General features: G+C 47.5%; 19 protein-coding genes. 4 read left to right on the plus strand and 15 right to left on the minus strand.

Features of this window, described 5'->3' with window-relative positions; translation table 11 throughout:
- Positions 1–47 precede the first annotated feature (47 nt).
- The 10 genes from C7R91_RS19675 to C7R91_RS19720 all read right to left on the minus strand — a co-directional run bounded on the left by C7R91_RS19675 (position 48) and on the right by C7R91_RS19720 (position 10,259).
- Positions 48–959 (minus strand): DMT family transporter, encoded by a 912-nt coding sequence (locus C7R91_RS19675; protein WP_047073447.1) that lies wholly within the window; start codon positions 957–959, stop codon positions 48–50.
- Between the two features lie 98 nt (positions 960–1,057).
- A complete protein-coding gene (locus tag C7R91_RS19680; RefSeq protein ID WP_047073445.1) occupies positions 1,058–1,483 on the minus strand; it encodes a GNAT family acetyltransferase in 426 nt (141 codons plus the stop codon).
- A 96-nt stretch (positions 1,484–1,579) separates the two neighbouring features.
- Positions 1,580–2,278 carry an LrgB family protein gene (locus C7R91_RS19685; protein WP_047073441.1) on the minus strand — a complete coding sequence of 233 codons (699 nt, stop codon included), beginning with the start codon at positions 2,276–2,278 and terminating at the stop codon, positions 1,580–1,582.
- Positions 2,256–2,645 (minus strand): CidA/LrgA family protein, encoded by a 390-nt coding sequence (locus C7R91_RS19690; RefSeq protein ID WP_047073439.1) that lies wholly within the window; start codon positions 2,643–2,645, stop codon positions 2,256–2,258. Before C7R91_RS19690 ends, C7R91_RS19685 begins: the two co-directional genes overlap by 23 nt.
- 114 nt (positions 2,646–2,759) lie before the next feature.
- On the minus strand, positions 2,760–3,656 hold the full coding sequence (locus C7R91_RS19695; RefSeq protein WP_047073437.1) for a LysR family transcriptional regulator: 897 nt from the start codon (positions 3,654–3,656) through the stop codon (positions 2,760–2,762).
- Between the two features lie 111 nt (positions 3,657–3,767).
- Positions 3,768–4,880, minus strand: a complete 1,113-nt coding sequence (locus C7R91_RS19700; protein WP_047073436.1) for an Ig-like domain-containing protein — start codon at positions 4,878–4,880, stop codon at positions 3,768–3,770.
- Between the two features lie 87 nt (positions 4,881–4,967).
- Positions 4,968–6,143 (minus strand): ROK family transcriptional regulator, encoded by a 1,176-nt coding sequence (locus tag C7R91_RS19705; protein ID WP_236697961.1) that lies wholly within the window; start codon positions 6,141–6,143, stop codon positions 4,968–4,970.
- Positions 6,144–6,290: 147 nt separating this feature from the next.
- On the minus strand, positions 6,291–7,211 hold the full coding sequence (gene metA, locus C7R91_RS19710; RefSeq protein WP_047073434.1) for a homoserine O-acetyltransferase MetA: 921 nt from the start codon (positions 7,209–7,211) through the stop codon (positions 6,291–6,293).
- A 141-nt stretch (positions 7,212–7,352) separates the two neighbouring features.
- A complete protein-coding gene (locus C7R91_RS19715; protein ID WP_047073432.1) occupies positions 7,353–8,612 on the minus strand; it encodes a Glu/Leu/Phe/Val family dehydrogenase in 1,260 nt (419 codons plus the stop codon).
- Between the two features lie 198 nt (positions 8,613–8,810).
- Positions 8,811–10,259 carry a nicotinate phosphoribosyltransferase gene (locus C7R91_RS19720; RefSeq protein ID WP_047073430.1) on the minus strand — a complete coding sequence of 483 codons (1,449 nt, stop codon included), beginning with the start codon at positions 10,257–10,259 and terminating at the stop codon, positions 8,811–8,813.
- A gap of 145 nt (positions 10,260–10,404) precedes the next feature.
- On the opposite strand from C7R91_RS19720, the gene C7R91_RS19725 reads away from it, so the two are divergent.
- The 3 genes from C7R91_RS19725 (at position 10,405) to C7R91_RS19735 (ending at position 12,173) form a co-directional block, all read left to right on the plus strand.
- Positions 10,405–11,052 carry an MOSC domain-containing protein gene (locus tag C7R91_RS19725; RefSeq protein ID WP_047073428.1) on the plus strand — a complete coding sequence of 216 codons (648 nt, stop codon included), beginning with the start codon at positions 10,405–10,407 and terminating at the stop codon, positions 11,050–11,052.
- Positions 11,053–11,070: 18 nt separating this feature from the next.
- On the plus strand, positions 11,071–11,757 hold the full coding sequence (gene rluF / locus C7R91_RS19730) for a 23S rRNA pseudouridine(2604) synthase RluF (protein WP_047073427.1): 687 nt from the start codon (positions 11,071–11,073) through the stop codon (positions 11,755–11,757).
- A 215-nt stretch (positions 11,758–11,972) separates the two neighbouring features.
- The gene (locus C7R91_RS19735) at positions 11,973–12,173 is read left to right on the plus strand and encodes a cold-shock protein (protein ID WP_047073426.1); all 201 of its coding nucleotides are present in this window, start codon (positions 11,973–11,975) and stop codon (positions 12,171–12,173) included.
- A gap of 202 nt (positions 12,174–12,375) precedes the next feature.
- Here the strand turns inward: C7R91_RS19735 and C7R91_RS19740 are convergent, their stop codons facing one another.
- The gene (locus tag C7R91_RS19740) at positions 12,376–13,803 is read right to left on the minus strand and encodes an aminotransferase-like domain-containing protein (RefSeq protein WP_047073425.1); all 1,428 of its coding nucleotides are present in this window, start codon (positions 13,801–13,803) and stop codon (positions 12,376–12,378) included.
- Between the two features lie 111 nt (positions 13,804–13,914).
- Between C7R91_RS19740 and C7R91_RS19745 the strand changes: the two genes are divergently transcribed.
- Entirely contained in the window at positions 13,915–14,841 is a 927-nt protein-coding gene (locus C7R91_RS19745; protein ID WP_047073423.1) for a DMT family transporter, read from the plus strand.
- Between the two features lie 64 nt (positions 14,842–14,905).
- On the opposite strand, the gene C7R91_RS19750 is transcribed toward C7R91_RS19745, so the two are convergent.
- The 4 genes from C7R91_RS19750 to C7R91_RS19765 form a co-directional block, all read right to left on the minus strand.
- On the minus strand, positions 14,906–15,898 hold the full coding sequence (locus C7R91_RS19750; protein ID WP_047073421.1) for a hypothetical protein: 993 nt from the start codon (positions 15,896–15,898) through the stop codon (positions 14,906–14,908).
- Positions 15,879–16,451, minus strand: a complete 573-nt coding sequence (locus C7R91_RS19755) for an RNA polymerase sigma factor (RefSeq protein ID WP_047073419.1) — start codon at positions 16,449–16,451, stop codon at positions 15,879–15,881. The genes C7R91_RS19750 and C7R91_RS19755 overlap by 20 nt, the downstream gene beginning before the upstream one ends.
- 234 nt (positions 16,452–16,685) lie before the next feature.
- Complete coding sequence (locus C7R91_RS19760) at positions 16,686–17,012, minus strand: DUF1904 family protein (RefSeq protein WP_047073417.1); 327 nt, start codon at positions 17,010–17,012, stop codon at positions 16,686–16,688.
- 73 nt (positions 17,013–17,085) lie between these two features.
- On the minus strand, positions 17,086–19,143 hold the full coding sequence (locus C7R91_RS19765) for an ABC transporter ATP-binding protein (protein ID WP_047073416.1): 2,058 nt from the start codon (positions 19,141–19,143) through the stop codon (positions 17,086–17,088).
- Positions 19,144–19,146 lie beyond the last annotated feature (3 nt).

Raw genomic sequence — 19,146 nt, forward strand, 5'->3', positions numbered from 1 at the left:
TTACCAAAAAATCCCCCGCTTTTTTAACTAGACGAGGGATTTCCTTTTTAGCCTTGTGCTTGCTTGACTGTATGTGGTGTCGGGGGCGAGACGTGCTTTAAGCGTGAGAACATATAGCATCCGACAATGACGATTATACTTCCGAGTAATTGGATGATGGTCATACGCTCTCCGAGCAAAAGAAATGCGAGAATGGCCGTAAAAATAGGATTGAAATTGAGGAACATACCTGCTGAGGTTGCGCCAACCTTTTGTACACCGATATTCCACAACACCATGCTGACGACAGTCGCCATGACACCAACGTAGAACAGCGACAGCCAGAACGTCCAGTCTGTGTTGCTGATCGTAAATGTAGTGACATTAAAGGGCAGCATCAGCGCAACACCGAAAATCCCCGAGTACAGCGTGGACATCATCGGCGAGACGGTCTTCATCGCCCACCGCGCGCATACGGAGTAAATCCCCCACATGGCGACAGCGGCGAGCATCCACAAATCGCCCGTGTTGAAATGCAACTGGGACAAGTGGGCGAAGTCTCCTTTGGTCATCACTACAAGCACGCCTGTAAACGAGATCAGCATCGCGACAATCTGCAACGGTCGAATTTTATCGCCCATCAGCAAAAAGGAAAAAATCGCGATCGAAACTGGATTCAGCGTGGACAATAGCCCGACATTGGTCGCGTCTGTCCGCTCAAGTGCCCAGAACATAAATAAATTAAAGAGGGCTACACCAGTCACTCCCATCACGATCAAAGGAAGAAGTGCCTCTCGTGTGGGAAAAATCCGCTTTTCGCGTATCCAAACAACTGGCAACAAGCAAACAACAGCAATAAGCCAGCGCAAATTGGTCAACGTCAAGGAAGACGCATGCCCGACAAGAAATTTACCGACAACAAAATTTCCTCCCCAAAGGAAGCTAGTACAGAGTAATAGGACGATATATAGCGGTCTCATGTTGCCTCCTGCCAAGATGAAAGAGTTATGAAGCTTTTATTTGTCCTCTATCATACACCTTTCGCCAGCATTTAGGCGGTCATGATACACTTCCATTTTTATCCATTACCAGAAGCAATCCACTTCTCCATGAAAATTAGTTCGTCACGCTCATACCCAAGCTGATTGTAAAAAGCTTGTACACCATGATTGGTCGGCTCGATCAACAGGTTAATCTTTTCACATCCGATATTCGCCAGCCGCTTTTCCAGCTCATCCATCAGCCTGCTCCCTATGTCTTGTCCTTGGAAATCCGGATCGACTGCCAGATGATTCACCCATCCTCTCCGTCCGTCATAGCTGCCCATTACAGCTGCTATCATCCTTTCCTCCTCATTCATTGCCACCAAGAAAAGCTCTGCGTCTCGCTCCAGCTTTTTACGCAATCCCTCACGTGTATCCGAGCAAGAAAGCTGTAATCCGGCTCGTTGCCATAGCTGAATGACGTCCTCGTATTGTTGCAAAGAGAATGATTCAATTCTCATGTTTGATCACCACTATCTCATGTATTTTTATTCATTTAATTTTATTTTTATACGTTTATTGTAATACAAAAAGGGGCTATCTAACAGCCCCTTCCTTCACACAGCCAGCCACGACATAATCACGGGCAGAAAGGTAAACGCCCACACTACTGTGATCATCGCTCCGGCGATTACAGCCAAAGTCGCACTGCTTCCTTCTGTTTCCCCACGCTCAAACGCTTTTACCATCCCCAACGCATGTGCGCCCATTCCGTACATCAAACCGATGGAAACAGGATGACGGAGCTTCATCTTTTTGATGATTTTGGGAGCTAGAAAAACGCCTGCGAAGCTGGTCAGCATGCCGAATACCGCCGTCATCGTAGGCATTCCGCCAATCGCCTCGGTTACGCTCACCGCAATCGGCAGAGTAATCGAGCGAGGAATGACGCTAATCGCCGCTTCTTTTCCCAATCCGACTAGCATCGTCGTAGATACTCCTGCAAGGATGGCAATAAGGGAACCCGTAGCGAGACTCGTCAATATCATCCGGCGATGCGCCATTAACACCGACCAATTTCGGTACAACGGAATCGCAAACGCCACTGTGACTACGCTCATCATCTCACTAATGAGAGAGGTCGCTTCACTGTACACCTGATAAGGAATGCCTGCGAAAAGCAAAAACAGAATCAAGCCAATCGGCGCCAATATGGCCGGGGAAAACAGCAGAGACGGTCTTTTCTTGTTGAACCGTTTGGCTGCATAGAAGAAAACCAGTGTCAGGAGCACGCTAGACGTTTTCCACAGGATCATGCTGTTTCACCTCTCCACGATTGAACATGCGCTCAGCAACAACACCTGTCGAAATCATCACAAGCGCACAACCGCTCACGACGACCACAAGCACCAGCAATCCTTTTATTCCTATCAACCATGGATACTGCATCATCCCGACCAGCGATGGTACGAAAAACAGGATCATCTGCGAGAATAACAGAGTCGCTCCTGCTTCCACCCACTGTAGTCGAATCAAGCCGGTATATAGACAAATGAACAAAAGCGCGAGTCCGATCAGACTGCCGGGAACAGGAAGGTGAAAAAACGAGCTTACCCATTTCCCAATCCAAGTGAAGCCGAACAAAAGCAAAACTTGTGCGATGATGGAGAACCATCTTTTCATCGAGACCACCCCAGTTGCTCTACAAAGGTTGTTCAAAAAGTTACTGTTTGAACGAGTTACCTTCATTCTAAGCCGTCTCGATTCCATTCGTACAATACATAAAAATCATCATTTCTATTCCATTTGGTTATAGCCGTACATTTTCTCTACAAATGATATGAAAGCCTTTGTCGCATGCGATAAATACCCTTCTTTTCGATAAATCAGGGCATACTGCCAGTCAATCACCGGGTAGGAAATGTTGACGGTGTGCAATTGTCTGTTGTTCAAGCGTCTCACGATGGAGCGTGGAATAAGTGATATCCCCAGTTGAGTAGCCACCATCTCTCCGACAAAATCCCATAAAGAGCTCATATAAGCGACTTTCGGTTCAAAGCCGGACAGCTTGCACGCTTGGCGCACCACATCATGCATCGCGTACTCTTCGGTAAACAATATGAAAGCCTCGTCCTTGAGCTGTTCCAAGCTCACCTCGTCGACTCCCGCGAGCCAATGCTCCCGATGAACGATCGCGACGAGGTCCTCTGCGAGCAAGGGAACCGCCACAAATTTCTCCTGATCCGTTGGAAGAACGGTTAATGCCACATCGATGCTTCCTTGCTCCATTTGGATTTCAAGCAGCTTGGCGCTGTATTCCTTCATCTCGATATCGATGCCAGGATACTGCTTTTTAAACAAGGCGATCACATTCGGCAAGAGAAAAGAACCCACCGTTGGCATCATGCCCAGTTTGACCCGACCACGCTCGACATTTCGCAATTCTGCAATCGACGACGCCATGCCTTCCATCAGCTGCAACACTTTGGTCGCATAGCTGTAGACCATTTCCCCTGCGTCTGTCAGATCCATTTTCCGCTCCGTCCGATCCAGCAGAACTACCTCTAGCTCTTCTTCCAATGCCTTGATCATTTTGCTGATAGAAGGCTGAGAGACGTGGAGGGATTGCGCGGCCTTCGTAAAGTTTTTATGTTTGACTACTTCCACAAAGTAATGCAGCTGTCGAATATCCATGATGCCCTCCGTCTTCGTCCAATCAAAAGCGTTAGCTACAGATTACCACAGGCGGGAGTATGCGAAAAAGCCAGGTACGCAGTCGCGCCCTGGCTTTTCCTCCAGCGTGAGTTACTTCACGGTTACTTGTATTTTTACAACTTTTCCATTGTACGTCGCCGCAATCGTTGCACGACCTTCTTTCACAGCCGTGATCTTGCCATCCGCTACAGTCACAACGGAGCTGTTCGTGGAGATCCAGTCTGCATCGGTTGTGACATCGACTTTGGTTTTGTCAGTATAGGTAACAGATACTTTCAAATCTTTTGATTCGCCGATTTTAAGTGCGACCTTTTTCGTGTCAAATTCCAGCTTGGAGATGACAGCAGACTCTACAGGGATCGAGATTGTCTTTCCACCGTAAGTTGCTTTGATTCTCGTTTTGCCAGAGCCTACGGTTTTCACAACTCCGTTTTCAACTGTAGCGACTTTTTCATTGTCAGATGTCCACTTGGCTTTGCTTGTTACATCTACTTTTTCTTTGGTAGACAGGGTAGCCAACAGCGTAACTGACTGGGTAGTGTCTGGACGCAGGTACAGCTTTTTCTTATCGCTGTCCAGCTTGGAGACGACATCCACCTCTACTGGAATGGATACGCTTTTACCACCGTACTTCACTTTGAGCTTTGCTGTGCCCGAGCCTACTGCCGTAACCAATCCATTCGTGACCGTTACGATTTCCTTATCATCGCTTTCCCACTCTGCCTGAGCCGTTACATCAGCAGTAGACTTATCCGAGAAGGTTGCTGTTGCGTTTACCTGTTTCGTGCCTCCCACGCTAAGAGCCAGTTTCTTCTGGTCAGCAGTGAGCTTGGAAATCACATCGATCTCAACAGGGACATTCACACTTTTGCCCCCGAAGCTTGCTTTCACTCTTGTTTTACCGGAACTAATTGCTGTGACCAAGCCTTTTTCAACGGTTGCAATGTCACTGTCAGAGGAAGTCCACTCCGCTTGCTGTGTGACGTCTTCCGTTGTTTTATCCGTGTATTGCACGCGGACGTTCAACTGCTGTGTCCCCGCTTTTTTCAATTTTACTGTCTTCGTATCAACCACAAGCTTGGAAATCTTCTTCTGCGTACTTGTCGTCGCAGAATTTGCCAATGCCGGTACTTGGCCGACACTGGAAAAGATAAGCCCAACAGTAACAGCCGTAGCGAGCATCCCTTTTTGCCAGTTTCTCATGCTCACATCCCTCTCCTCTCTCATTTTCCACCATTTCCTATATCGGCTAAACAGCTGTACTTGTTGAATACAAAATGGCAAAGATAGTCATGATTCTTCTGCCCATCTCCCTGCCAATGGAGCAAAGTGCTGCATCGCCAGAGCTCCAGCTCCCATCACGATCGCCTCTCCCTTCAATTCAGAAGGAATGACGCGAAATTTTCCCTTGAATGGCTCCCAGATCACTTGATCGCTATGCTCCTCGACCAAGTCAATGATTTCGCGATAATTCTCCACCAAATCACCGCTTACAATCACGGTATCTGGATTATACATGCACACAATATTGTTAATCGTGATTCCGAGGTACAATGCGGTACGGGAGACGATTTCCTTCGCCCAGCGCTCTTCGTTTCTCGCCGCCGCGAACACCTGTCGGACATCATTGACATCCTTCACGCGACGGGCTTCCATGATCAAAGAATTTTCGTCTATGTATGTTTGCAGGCATCCGCGCTTTCCACATTCGCACAGATTCCCATTCGGATCGAGCGTTGTATGCCCCAGCTCTCCTGCGCTATTGGAGCCCCCGCGAAACACTTCGCCATTGATAATCAATGCCGAACCGATACCCGTGCCAATGCCGATCAAGGCTGTCTTGTTCGACCCTTTGGCAGATCCGTACAAGTACTCCGAGAGGATTTTCACCTTCAAATCGTTGTCGATAACGGTTTTGATTTTCAGCCTTTTTTCAATCAGGCTGGCGAACGCTACGTCCTTCCAATCCAGCGTAGTGGATAGCTGAACAATCCCTCGCTCATAATTGATCACCCCTGGCATTCCAATGCCGATCCCGACCACTTTTTCTAGCGGAATGCCTGTCTGGTTGAGCATCCCTTCGATCTCGTTACAGATCAGTTCAGCCGTTTCTTCCGGTGTAGAATCCTGTGTTTTATGATCCATCCGATGCTGTGCAATAATCGCTTCGCTAAAGTCCATGATTCCAAAGCTGATGCGCTTTTTTGCCATGTCCACGCCGATTGTATAAATGGCCCCCGGCTCGATGTCGAGCATAATTGCCTTCCTGCCTACACCCGATGAAGTAAGCTCTGTCTCTCGAATCAGTCCTTCCTCGCACAGCTCACTGACAAATCTCCCAATCGAGGTGGCACTCATCCGCGTAATTTTTGCGATTTCTGCACGCGATATCGGTCTCTGCTTTTTGATAATGTCGAGGATCATTTGCTTGTTATGCTGCTTGGTGACGTCCTGATCTTGTTTCATGATTTTTTTCATCCTACAAAACTCCCATCTTGCTTGAATTCCCGGTAATATTCCTGCGCGATTATTCTCACACTACCTGTTGCCATTTATTACGTCAACTGGGCCAAACAAAAACCATCCGAATCACCTCGGATGGCTGCTGCGTTGCTATCGCTTGTTGTTGTTCAAATCATACGGTGTCTCTTGGTAAACGTAATAGTTTAACCAGTTGGAAAACATCAAATTCGCATGCGCGCGCCAAGTGACAATGGGCTCGCGGCTTGGATCGTCCTTTGGATAGTAATTACGCGGAACAGCAATGTCCAAGCCTTTGTTCACATCCCGCTGATACTCATCTTGCAGAGTGGTCGGATCATACTCGGAATGTCCTGTCACAAAAATTTGTCTGCCATCCTTCGTCGCTACGATGTAAACCCCTGCTTCATCAGACTCGGACAAGATCTCCAATTCGGGCACTTGCTCGATGTCTTCCCTGCGATTTTCAGTATGCCTGGAATGCGGGATGTGGAAGTAACTGTCAAATCCGCGGAACAGCTTCACATTTTGCTTATTGAGTGTATGAGGGAAGATTCCGAACATTTTTTCTGGCAAGGGATGCTTCGGAACGCCAAAGTGGTGGTAAAGACCCGCTTGTGCTCCCCAACAAATATGCAGGGTCGAAGTGACGTTCTCCATTTTCCAATCGAGGATTTCTGTCAGCTCCTGCCAATACGTGACGTCTGTAAACTCGAGCTGTTCCACTGGCGCTCCGGTGATGATCATGCCATCAAATCGCTGGTCACGGATCTCCTCAAACGTTTTATAAAACATCGATAAATGCTCTTCTGACGTATTTTTGGACGTATGACTGGACATGTGCAAAAGCACGATCTCCACCTGTAGCGGTGTATTCCCCAGGAGGCGGAGCAACTGTGTTTCTGTTGTTTCCTTCACTGGCATGAGGTTGAGAATGACGATCCTGAGCGGTCGTATGTCCTGTGTGAAGGCACGGCTATCCTTCATCACAAAAATATTTTCTTGGGCGAGTATTTCCGTTGCAGGCAATTCGTCGGGCAATTTGATTGGCATAAAGATCCCCCTTTCCATCCTTTGAACACAGGTAGAAAAACAATAATCCGACAAATTCGACAAAAATACTCGCCTTCCTGCTAATCCGTAGGGGAAAACGAAAAAATCCCCTTGCAAGCAAGTTGCAAGAGGTCTCTTCCCTTAAATCCAGCCGCGTGCTTCCATAGCCTCCGTAATTCGCAAAAGCGAGATCATATAAGCTCCCGTGCGCAAGTCCACCTTGTATTGATCAGAGAGCTCTTTCACGGCGCGATAAGCGTTAATCATGGCCGTTTGCAGCTTTTCGTTTACCTCAACCTCGGACCAGTAGTAATTCATCAGGTTTTGCACCCATTCAAAATAAGAAACGGTTACGCCACCTGCATTCGCGAGAATATCCGGGATCACGGTAATCCCTTTTTCCCGCAAAATGGCGTCAGCATCGGGGGTAGTAGGTCCGTTTGCTGCTTCTGCAATCCATTTGGCCTGAATGTTGTGGGCATTCGCTGCTGTGATGACATTTTCTAACGCAGCCGGGATCAGAATATCCACTTCCAGCTCCAACAGCTGTTCATTAGAGATGACCGTACCACCTACATACTCCAAAATAGTGGCATCGTCTTTTAACTGGCCTACCTTTTCGATGTCCAAGCCAGCAGCATCATAAATACCTCCGCGTGAGTCACTGACCGCCACGATTTTGAAGCCCAGCTCTGTTAAAAGCCTCGCTGCTATTCTTCCCGCATTGCCAAAGCCTTGAATCGCAATAGTTGTTTGCTCCGGCTTGCGTCCAGAATCTTTTAGCGCCTCCAATATGGTAAAGACACATCCCCGGGCAGTCGCTTCGTTTCTTCCTTTGGAGCCGCCGACAGAGAGCGGTTTTCCAGTGATCACTCCCGGAGAATAGGTGCCTTTTAATCGACTGTACGTATCCATCATCCAGCCCATGATTTGTGGGGTCGTATACACATCGGGTGCAGGTATGTCTGTCTCAGGTCCGACAATATCAGCAATGGCTTCCATGAAACCTCGGCTGACTCGTTCCAGCTCATTTTTGCTGAATTCGTGGGGATCACATATGACGCCGCCTTTTCCGCCGCCATAGGGAAGGCCAACCACGCCACATTTGAATGACATCCACATGGAGAGCGCCTTGACTTCATCCATTGTCACATCCGGATGAAAGCGAATCCCTCCCTTGGTAGGTCCTACCGCATCATTATGCTGAGATCGGTAGCCTTCAAAGACACGCACGCTGCCATCATCCATCTTGACAGGAAAGCTGACGGCCAATACTCGTTTGGGTCGCTTTAAAATTTCTACAGCATCGCTCCGCAATCCCAACAATGCCGCCGCAGCATCAATCTGTTTCTGCACAATTTCGTATGGATTCAGGTTTTCTTTCTCTACAGTATTAAGCATCTCTCTTCCTCCCCAATACTTTTCACACTCGTTTTCTACATCACCTTGGCACAGAGCTAAAGGATGAATGGAGTAATTATATACGATGAAAGTAAATTCAGACAATTTATTTTCTTTGTTTTCGCATTATTGTGTTATTTTTGGTAAACAAATAAAAAACGCCCGATGCATCCTCACGACACATCAGACGTTTTTCTCCTATTTTTTTAAATACGCCTTCATCAGCTTTGTTTTCGTCTCCCACATCTCTTCGCTGATGTGCAGGCGGTAATGCTCTGGATTCAGCATGCGCAAGTATTCAGGCCAGAACAGCTTGAGTTGCTCACGATGGTAGGTGCGAATCTCTTGGAGGGTCGGCAGTTCATAGACCAGTTCCCCATCCACAAATACCGGAATGAGCAGCGACTCAGCCTGGTAGTTCTCCAAATTCTTGCTCAAATACGTATGGCTCGGATGGAACAAATGGAGAGGTGCTCCCTCTTCGACTGCTGTTTCATGCGGGAAGCACAAGTAGTCAGCGATCGCTTTGCCCGTTTCCGGATCAATCAATCGGTACATATCTTTGATGCCCGGCGTTGTGACTTTTTCCGGATTCCCGGAAATTTTGATGGTCGGCTGATATTCTCCGTTCGCGCCTTCACGCGCCACCAGCTTGTATACGCCTCCGAGCGTCGGCTGATCCGCTGCCGTGATGAGCTGTGTTCCCACTCCCCAGCTGTCCACACGGGCTCCCTGCACTTTCAGGTTCATAATTGTGTGCTCATCGAGGTCGTTGGAAGCGACAATTTTTACGTCGGGCAGTCCGGCCTTATCGAGCATTTCACGCGTTTTGATGGACAAATAGGCCAAGTCGCCACTGTCCAGTCTTACAGCAGCCAGCTTCTTGCCTTCCTTCTCCATTCGCTTCCCTAACTTAATCGCATTCGGTACACCGCTTTTCAGCGTATCGTAGGTGTCAACCAGAAGAGTGACCTGTCCAGGAAGTGCTTTCGCAAACCGCTCAAAAGCCTCTTCTTCGCTCTCGAAGCTCTGTACCCATGAGTGAGCATGCGTCCCTTTTGTCGGAATGCCAAACATTTTCCCTGCCAGCATGTTCGAGGTCGCGTCGAAGCCAGCCAAGTAGGCTGCCCGCGTCCCCCACAGCGCAGCATCTGCCTCCTGCGCCCTTCTTGTTCCGAACTCCATAAGAACATCATTGCCCGCCACGTTTTTAATCCGCGAGGCTTTGGTCGCAATCAGCGTCTGGTAGTTCATGTAGTTCAACAGGGCCGTCTCAACCAGCTGTGCCTCCATGACACGCCCCTCTACACGAATCAGCGGCTCGTTCGGGAAAACCACGGTTCCCTCCTTCACGGAGTAGAGCGAGCCCTTAAAACGAAGCTGGCGCAGCTCTTCCAAAAACTTCGGATCGTAGTTCTCCTCCTGCTCACTCAAATACTTGAGATCGCTTTCTTCAAAACGCAAATTTTTAATATAGGAAACAATTCGTTCCAATCCGGCAGATACGGCGTATCCGTTTCCAAAAGGCAGTTTGCGGAAAAATGCTTCGAAAACGACCTTCTGATTGTGTGTTCCGTTCACCCAATGGGCGTACATCATGTTGATTTGATATTTATCTGTGTGTAGTGCCACACCAAATGATTGCATGTCACTGAGGCCTCCTGTGTATTCCTTTCTACCATCATACCAGAAGCGTCCGCTGGTGCCCATCCGCTGTGGAGGATATTAGGGAATGTGGTATAGTATGGGGATAAAAAGAGAAGCAATCGTACAGGCTGGGAGTGAGCATTAGTTGAACAGAAAAATCGTTACGATTAGTAAAGGATTACCTAAAAGTAATATGTACAACGGCAAGGAATATCTCTCCGGCATTTGGAAGGAAGAAGCAAACGAGCTCGTTGTCCGTTCCGAGAAAATTGACGACGACGATATTGCGAATCCAGAATACCACGGCGGCCCAGACCGCGTCGTCTGTGCGTATCCTTTTGAACATTATGCCCATTGGGAGAAGTTATTCGGCCAACCTCTGACCAATGCGGCATTCGGAGAAAATCTCACGCTTGCGGGCATGACCGAAGAGCAGGTCTGCATCGGGGATGTGTATCAATTCGGTGATACCATCCTGCAAGTGACCCAAGGCAGATTTCCTTGCGCGACGATCAACAAGCGAAACAACAATAACCAACTGCTCAAAGCGGTGGTGGAAATGGGCTATACGGGCTATTTCTTCCGCGTCCTGCAGGAAGGGACGATCAAGCCAGACTCCAAGATTACCCTCATCACTGCACATCCAAAACAAGTAACGGTAGCGTCGATTCATCACTTATACTTCCACGACAAGACACCATCCCAAGAGACGATACAGCGTATGCTCGAGGTGGAGGAATTGGCCCTGCCTTGGCGGAATAAACTACTTGAAAAACTGGAAAAGCAGCAGTAATAGCGAAAGGAACGTCTCATGCGAATTAATAAGTTCATCAGTGAAACCGGCATTTGCTCGCGAAGAGAAGCCGATAAATTAATCGAGGCCAAGCGCGTGACGATCAATGGCCAGCTCGCGGAATTGGGAAGTACGGTTGCGTCAGGAGATGACGTCCGCATAGATGGGCAGCCGCTCGGTGCTAAAAAGAAAGATGTCTACATCGCCTTGAACAAGCCTGTCGGAATTACGTGTACCACTGAACTGCACGTCAAAGGCAACATCATCGATTTCGTGAATCACCCGGAGCGGATTTTTCCTATCGGGCGTCTGGATAAAGATTCGCAAGGCCTTATCCTGTTAACCAATGACGGGGATATCGTAAACAAAATTTTGCGTGCTGAGAATAATCATGACAAAGAGTACATCGTCACCGTAGACAAGCCGATCACGGCGAATTTCTTGCACGGAATGGCAAACGGCGTACGCATTCTCGGAACGACTACAAAGCCTTGCAAAGTAACCAAAGTCAGCGACCGCGTCTTCAATATCGTACTGACGCAAGGGCTGAATCGACAAATCAGACGGATGTGCCAAGCTTTTGGTTATCAAGTGCGAAAGCTTGAACGGATACGCATCATGAACATTACGCTGGGTAATTTGAAATTGGGCCAATGGCGCAATCTGACGGCCAAGGAATTGTCTGATCTGAATAAAAGCTTGTGAAATAGGGACGGGCTGGAAGTTAGTATAGTGGCTCCGCTGTATTTTCTTTCATCAATATTCGCGAATCATTTGCTATCCTTTCAATATCCTGTTATGCTAGTAAAGAATTATTTTTGTTCGAAGCAACGGATAGCGTAGATAGCAAATTTTCGTCTAGATGATCCTGAGAGCAAGGATAGTAATATATGTGTGTTACACACTAGGAGGCAATAACAATGGAACAAGGTACAGTAAAATGGTTTAACGCAGAAAAAGGTTTTGGTTTTATTGAGCGCGAAGGTAAAGAAGACGTATTTGTTCACTTCTCTGCTATCCAAGGCGAAGGTTTCAAATCCCTTGACGAAGGTCAAAGAGTTACTTTTGACGTAGAACAAGGACAACGCGGCCCACAAGCTACTAACGTTCAAAAAGTTTAATATAGCCATACACAAAAAAACAGACTCCTATAAGAGGGTCTGTTTTTTTGTTGTCTGAAACACAAATAAAAAACCCTACTCGCGTAAATGGAGTAGGGCATGCTACAAGAACAGTAAATGGTAGGCTCAGTATAACACAGTACCTATCGCTTCTTAAAATTTTTATATTTTCAAATACGGATGATTCGACCCAGCCCCTCCTTTATTCCTCCATGTTCAACTGGCGAACCGTACTGACGAGCCTTTGCAAACCGTCGCGCAGCTGTTGTTCATTCAAATAGGAATAACTGATGCGTATCCAAGAGCTTAACTCCCGCAGCGGGTCACAGATCGCACCGGGCACAAACGTAATGGATTGCTCTATGCACTTCCCCAAAAGAATTTCCATCGGGACGGAGTCAGGCAGCTTTACCCATAAATTAAAGCCTCCTGGCGGGCTGGACCACTCCCAGTCGGTCACAGACAGCTCTTCCTCCATGATATCCCGGCGAATGGCCAGTGCAATCCGCAGCTTCGCCAAATGCTGCTGCATCCGTTCGGAGAAGAAATAATGCAAAAAAATCTTTTGATTCAACAGGGGCGCTCCGCTGTCTGACAGTGATTTTGCTTGGATCAAATATCTCATGAGAGCTGGACGGCATGCCACAGTGGCAATACTAAGCCCTGGCGCGATGTACTTGCTAAAGCTGCGCAGATAGATGACATAGCCCGCTGTGTCGTAAGAAAAAAACGGCAGTGGAGGCTCATCGCCGAAGTAAATATCACGGCACGGATCATCCTCCACGATAAGACACTGATACTCCGCAGCCAGCTCCACCAATCGTTTCCGTTGTTCAGCTGGAACCGTGTAGCCGGTTGGATTGTGAAAGGTCGGATTGAGATAAAACAGGCGGGGCTTTTCTTTTTGCATCAACAGCTCAATCTGCTCCAAATCATACCCATGCGGCTTGATCTCGATGGGAATCATTTTGGCTCCCTGTCTTCTGAATACATCGATGGCAGGACTGTAAGTGGGTCTCTCCAGCAACACGACATCACGCGGCTTTACAAGGACTCTGGCAACCAGATCAATCGCTTCCTGCGAACCTGATGTGATCATCAGCTCATCGGGTGACAAGTGGAAATGATAACGGCTGACATAATAGCTGCACAGCGCTTCCCGCAGCTCCTGATCTCCTTGTGTGGTTGAATAGGTACCCAGCACTTTTGGATACAGATCAAACACTTTCTTCACGTACTCGGAGAAGTAATGATTTGGCAATAAATTCGGTTCGATCAATGCTTTGGAAAATTGATAGGTCGCCTGCACCTGATGAATTTCCGAAAGGTGACTCTTGTGCACATAGGCAGAAACGATTGGATCATCCATCGACTCCACTGGCAACAGGCTGCTCGGTAGTACATAATACCCCGACTTATCCTTCACATACACATGGCTGTTTTGCTTTAATAATTGAAATGCTTTAAAAACCGTCAGGCGATGCACATTCAATTCCAACGCCAACGTTCGAACAGAAGGAAGCTTCTCATGTGCTCTCCACTCTTCGCGTCTGATTCGGTCCAGAAGATAGTCATACACTTGTTCGAAAAGCTTATCAGAATGACTGTTTGAAAGAGCCTCCCTTTTCATGCAAGCTCCCCCTTTTCCCCCATGATAAATCACTGACCCTCACATCTGTTCTATTCCATTTCATCTGTTCTGTTTCCTTCCCTTTATGATGAGGAAAAGGGAGGAATCATAATGGTACTGCTTAATTATGTGGTCATGTGCTTGATATTCGGAACGACATTTTTGGCAATCAAAGTCGGGATCGATGCGGGGGCGCCGCCGTTTTTCTCTGCTGGTATTCGCTTCTTCTTGGCAGGTGTGATTTTGTTTTCATTTATGCTCTGGAAAAAACAGGCGCGTCTCTCGCTGCTGCTCCATAGAGAGATGTTTTTTACCGGAATCGGTTTAACGTTTGGGACATTTGCCACCTTGTATTGGGCGGAGCAGCATATCAGCTCAGGAATCGCTGCGATTTTATCGGCAACAGCGCCGCTTATGGTCATGCTGCTTCAAACGGGCATTTCACGGCAAAAGCTCTCTGCCATATCGTGGGCTGGTAGTCTCGTTGGATTTGTCGGTGTTGTCTTGCTGATTTTACCCGGTGCGACAACCATCTCATTCAGCTTCCTTTGGCTCGCTGGGTGCATAGTGGTTTTATTCGGGCAAATCTTTTATTCTGCTGGTGCTGTTTACTCCCGTAGCGTCATTCAACGGTTTCAAGACACCTCACCCATCGCTTTGAATGCAGCACAGATGATGTACGGAGGAGCCATGCTGCTTGTCTTATCGTTATTTACGGAGCAAGTTCATATCGAATCGATGCTCACGGCAAATGCGATCCTCTCGCTCCTGTACTTGGTCTTCGTTGGTTCCATGATGGGGCACACCATTTTCTATTGGCTCGTTGCCAAGACCAACCCTGTGTTTCCATCCACGTGGCTCTATATCTCTCCGTTGATCGCCTTAAGCTTGGGCGTCACCCTGTACAATGAGCCGCTTTACCTCCTGTCGTTCGTAGGGGGAATCACGATTATTGTCGGGATTATCCTGATTAACATGGATGGCTTGAAGCAGTTGATCGGTAAAAAGGTGAGCAAGTTGAGTGACATAAGCAATTAGAGATAGAAAAGGAGTACCACAAGCCAAACTGGCGCTTTGTGGTACTCCTCTATTTGGATTATGGTTATTTCGTTTCGTTGATTTGCTCTGCGATTTTAATCAGCTCGTCTTTGGATGCCACTTCCTCTGAAGCATCGACCATATATTGCAACTTGGTACCGTTTTTCACCCATGAGATCCATTGAGAGGCACTGCCATCCTTAAAGGTATGTTTGGCAAGCACTGCCTCATTCTTACCTACCATGACTTTTTCAATATTCTGGGCGTTTGTTCCCATACCATTGCTATCGTCCTCGAGTAGTCTTACTTCTACCCCTACATTTCCTTTCTGAGACTTATAGTAGACACTTGCGCTGTCAAATTTGTTGCTTGCAGGTATTTCCTTTACGATGTATTTTTTGTTGTGTTTGATTGCTTCAGCCTTCATCGCTTCTACATCGTACTTGTCGCTATCTTCATAGTTTATCACTCCATAATCAAAGGGGTACCCTCCCTCGAGCTCGGCTGGTAACGTAAACATCTCCCCAACAAGAGGCTCCATTTCCTTCCACCCTTTGTATTCAACCGGTTTCGTAACAACATCAACATTCGGATGTTTGCCCTTAACAAACTTCATGTCCTTGTATCTTTCTTCCTCTTCTTTTGTGGGCACCCAGTAAATAGCGGCAGTGGTTCCCGGCTTCAAGCCATTCATAATATCTGTAACGATTTTACTCCTCTGCTGGCTTTCTTTTTTTAACGCATCTAGTTTAGCTCTTTCCTCAGGAGAAAGGCGCTCCAGCATTTTTTGTTGTTGCTGATCTGTATGTTGGGAAACTTCATAGATCACTTCGCCCTTCTCATTTTTCAACTGGATCATTTCTACTCCCGCCCATACGGAAGACGCTCCGACGAGCATACCTACAGTGACTAGCAAGCCAATTTTCTTTTTCACGACTTTTTCCTCCTTGTTTTCCTTGGCACGAATTGCTGCCATGACTTTATGTTTGACATCGACTTTCGGGACTGGCTTCGCTCTCAGCATGTCTTGCATGCGATTAAACGGATTTTTGTCCATTAGCGGCCACCCCTTCCATCGTTGGCAAATAACGTTTGCACTTTTTCAAAACGCGTTCAAATTGCTTGCGCAGAGCCGCAGCCTTTTTGTCCATCAGCTCCGATATTTCCTCGTACTCTCTTTCCTCTAGCACACGCAGGAAAATGAGTGTTCGTTCTTCGGCGGACAGCCGTTTCCAAATTTGTTCGAGCGGCTCCCCGAAATAATTGCTGTCGATGCTCTCCTCGACATAGTTGCGTCCATCCTGATCTCGGTTGTACAAAAAGGGCAACACGCGGCTTAATTTCCTGCGCTTTAGCACATTCGCACAATGGTTGTAAGCGATCCGGTACAGCCATGCAGAAAATGACAGCGAGTACGTATACTGGTCAAGATGCTCGTAGGCACGAAACAGGACTTCCTGGACAGCGTCTTCCGCATCTTGGCGATGACCGAGCATGTGATAGCAGTATGTAAAGATCGGTTGTTGATAGTGATCGATAATGAGTTCGTATTGCTCAAGAGAACCTGCTTTTATCTCAATCAGCAGGCGCTCTATCTCTGTTTTTTCCACTGTTTGCCCTCCTCTCACTATGAATAACAACTGGCATCTTTTGTTTGTGACACCTATTTTAGAAATTTTTGGTTCTACAAATAAAAAAAAGGTGCTCCACCCGTCTCGTACGAAAAACCTCGTACTTACGAAAGGAACACCTTTATTCCATGCTTGTATTCATTTAATTTTCCGTACTCTTGTCGAATGTCTTGATTCTTTCCCGGGAAATCGACAGCACCTGTCGGCTGCTCTTTAGAAATGCTCTCCGTTGGCGTAATAGCTTTCTTTTTGATAAGCAACAAATGCCATTTCCACTTCTGGGATGCCAAGAGATAGGACATGCTTCGTTACAATCTGGGCAAACTGGTCACGAACTTCTTGCCCACGCTCGAACCACGCTACTTCGATAAAAGGAAACGACTCCACGATTTTCCCGCCAAAAACGCCTGTCGTCTGTAAGCATTCGATTGTGAAATTATCCGTGCCGCATTGGCATAGTGCAGCAAGCTCCACTGCAAGCGGTTCGCTAATCGTGGCCATTTGTTCAGCTTGAATGCCTCGAACGATAAGATGTGGCATGATGATCCCTCCTGAAAAGTCCATACTTCTATGCTCTATCTTACCGTTCAAGACGCAAAAAGAGTAGAAAAAACTAGGTCAGAGCTGCGGCGCTCCCGTGCTTACCTACTGCCTCCTGCACCCGCACTTCTTTGTTCCCTTGCTGCAATTGATACATCTGATAGTACCTGCCTCGCTTCTCCATCAAGTCTTCATGCTTTCCTCGCTCTACAATTCTGCCTCGATCCAAAACAAGAATTTGATCTGCATTTTTGATCGTAGACAGGCGATGAGCAATGATAAAGGTCGTTCTCCCTTTTTTCAACACCTCAAGTGCATTTTGAATAATGCCCTCTGTTTCCGTGTCGATGCTGGCAGTCGCTTCATCCAGAATGAGGATAGCCGGGTCAAACGCGAGAGCACGCGCAAACGAAATCAACTGACGCTGTCCGAGCGAAAGCGTGCTGCCCTTCTCGATAACGGGTTCATCAAATCCTTGCGGGAGACTGCGGAACAGTTGGTCTGCCCCTACATCACACAAGGCCTTCTCCACTTTTTCCGGCGAAATCGACGGATCATCCAGACTCACATTGGAACGAATCGTTCCTGTAAACAAAAACGGGTCCTGCAAAACAATAGCCATATGCTGGCGAAGCTGCTGTTTGGAAAACGACTGCACATTGCGCCCATCAATCATAATCGCTCCGTTGTTTACATCATAGAAGCGGAGTAACAGATTGATAATCGAGCTTTTTCCCGAGCCTGTGTGACCAACCAGTGCCACTGTCTCTCCAGGCCAAGCCTCGAACGAAATGTTTTTCAGCACGTATTGGTCGTCTTTGTAGGCAAAAGAAACATCATCAAAGCGGACATTCCCCTGATAGCAAGGAACCTTTGCTGGATCAACGTCAACGCCCTCTTCATCCAGCAGTTCAAACACACGCGACGCCGCGACGAGAGATTGCTCCAGGTTCGCCAATTGGTTGACGATCTGTGTCATCGGCTGGAACAAGCGGTTGAGATAATCGACGAATGCGTAGAGGACACCAAGCGACAGCAGTGTACCTATCCCAAGGGACGCTCCTCCGAAATACCAGATGAACAACACAAACGCGATATTGCGGATGAACTGAACTAAGTTAAACGAGGCGGTCGCATTGAGCCGCAGCATTTTATTTTGATAGGTGAACAGTTCTTCATTCAGTTCGCCGAATTCCCGCATCGTTTCCTTTTCTCTGCGAAACGCCTGAATGATCGGCATCCCTTGGATCGACTCGTTGATCATTCCGTTGATGTCGCTGATGCGTGCCCGAATGACATGGTTGAATGCAGAAGCGTACTTGCGGTACAAGTAAATCCACACGACCATGATCGGCAAAATAACCAGACACACGAGCGCGAGTCGTACATCAAGCAAGAACAGCGCTGCGAAAATGCCGATTAAATAAATCCCGCTCGTAATAAAGTTGCCGAGCACATTCGTAAACAGTTCACGGATTGCCTCCGTATCGTTTGTGACACGAGCAACCACCTTCCCGGCAGGGAGATGATCGAAATATTGAATGGGCAATCGTTGAATATGCGCAAACACGTCAATACGCAGTCTCTCTATGACTTGATTCGCTGATTTTTGCCATAAGAACTTTTGTCCATAGTGGAAAAGTGAGGCAACTACCAATAATCCGAAATAGAGAGCAGCCAGTGTGAGCAAGCCGCTTGTCTCTGGCCGGAAAAATTCAAATATCTCCTGATTGCTTAAGAGAGTGGCCTGGTACTCCGCTCGATCCGCACCTTTGACAATGACGAGCTTCCCATCCGCAATAGAGCGCTCCCCATCATACGAAATCGCCTGATTCACGAAATAATAGTCGCGTCCCACCTGCAAAACACGAACTTCCCCACCTGTGCTCTCCCCTGCTGCCAAGTGGTCCTGTCTCGTGTAGTACTTCCCTTTGTACAGCACGGAATCCTCATGCTGTGCCGTTTCATACCAAGGGAATTCAATGCCCATGATGTGCGTATCGATCATTTTTTTTGCCAAAAACGGTCCCGTCAGTTCTGCCCCAACCGAGATGGACAGCATCAAAACAGCCAAGAGGATCGTCTTTTTAAAAATAGCTGCATAGTGGACTAGCCTTTTCCCCGTCGTCATTCA

The organism is Brevibacillus formosus (assembly GCF_003013405.1).
Classification (GTDB): domain Bacteria; phylum Bacillota; class Bacilli; order Brevibacillales; family Brevibacillaceae; genus Brevibacillus; species Brevibacillus formosus.

What these genes read in the sequence shown, in the direction of transcription:
- C7R91_RS19675 (WP_047073447.1), bottom strand. Translation starts at nt 959, where the DNA reads ATGAGACCGCTATATATCGTCCTATTACTCTGTACTAGCTTCCTTTGG.
- C7R91_RS19680 (WP_047073445.1), bottom strand. Translation starts at nt 1,483, where the DNA reads ATGAGAATTGAATCATTCTCTTTGCAACAATACGAGGACGTCATTCAG.
- C7R91_RS19685 (WP_047073441.1), bottom strand. Translation starts at nt 2,278, where the DNA reads ATGATCCTGTGGAAAACGTCTAGCGTGCTCCTGACACTGGTTTTCTTC.
- C7R91_RS19690 (WP_047073439.1), bottom strand. Translation starts at nt 2,645, where the DNA reads ATGAAAAGATGGTTCTCCATCATCGCACAAGTTTTGCTTTTGTTCGGC.
- C7R91_RS19695 (WP_047073437.1), bottom strand. Translation starts at nt 3,656, where the DNA reads ATGGATATTCGACAGCTGCATTACTTTGTGGAAGTAGTCAAACATAAA.
- C7R91_RS19700 (WP_047073436.1), bottom strand. Translation starts at nt 4,880, where the DNA reads ATGAGAAACTGGCAAAAAGGGATGCTCGCTACGGCTGTTACTGTTGGG.
- C7R91_RS19705 (WP_236697961.1), bottom strand. Translation starts at nt 6,143, where the DNA reads ATGAAACAAGATCAGGACGTCACCAAGCAGCATAACAAGCAAATGATC.
- metA (WP_047073434.1), bottom strand. Translation starts at nt 7,211, where the DNA reads ATGCCAATCAAATTGCCCGACGAATTGCCTGCAACGGAAATACTCGCC.
- C7R91_RS19715 (WP_047073432.1), bottom strand. Translation starts at nt 8,612, where the DNA reads ATGCTTAATACTGTAGAGAAAGAAAACCTGAATCCATACGAAATTGTG.
- C7R91_RS19720 (WP_047073430.1), bottom strand. Translation starts at nt 10,259, where the DNA reads ATGCAATCATTTGGTGTGGCACTACACACAGATAAATATCAAATCAAC.
- rluF (WP_047073427.1), top strand. Translation starts at nt 11,071, where the DNA reads ATGCGAATTAATAAGTTCATCAGTGAAACCGGCATTTGCTCGCGAAGA.
- C7R91_RS19735 (WP_047073426.1), top strand. Translation starts at nt 11,973, where the DNA reads ATGGAACAAGGTACAGTAAAATGGTTTAACGCAGAAAAAGGTTTTGGT.
- C7R91_RS19740 (WP_047073425.1), bottom strand. Translation starts at nt 13,803, where the DNA reads ATGAAAAGGGAGGCTCTTTCAAACAGTCATTCTGATAAGCTTTTCGAA.
- C7R91_RS19745 (WP_047073423.1), top strand. Translation starts at nt 13,915, where the DNA reads ATGGTACTGCTTAATTATGTGGTCATGTGCTTGATATTCGGAACGACA.
- C7R91_RS19750 (WP_047073421.1), bottom strand. Translation starts at nt 15,898, where the DNA reads ATGGACAAAAATCCGTTTAATCGCATGCAAGACATGCTGAGAGCGAAG.
- C7R91_RS19760 (WP_047073417.1), bottom strand. Translation starts at nt 17,012, where the DNA reads ATGCCACATCTTATCGTTCGAGGCATTCAAGCTGAACAAATGGCCACG.
- C7R91_RS19765 (WP_047073416.1), bottom strand. Translation starts at nt 19,143, where the DNA reads ATGACGACGGGGAAAAGGCTAGTCCACTATGCAGCTATTTTTAAAAAG.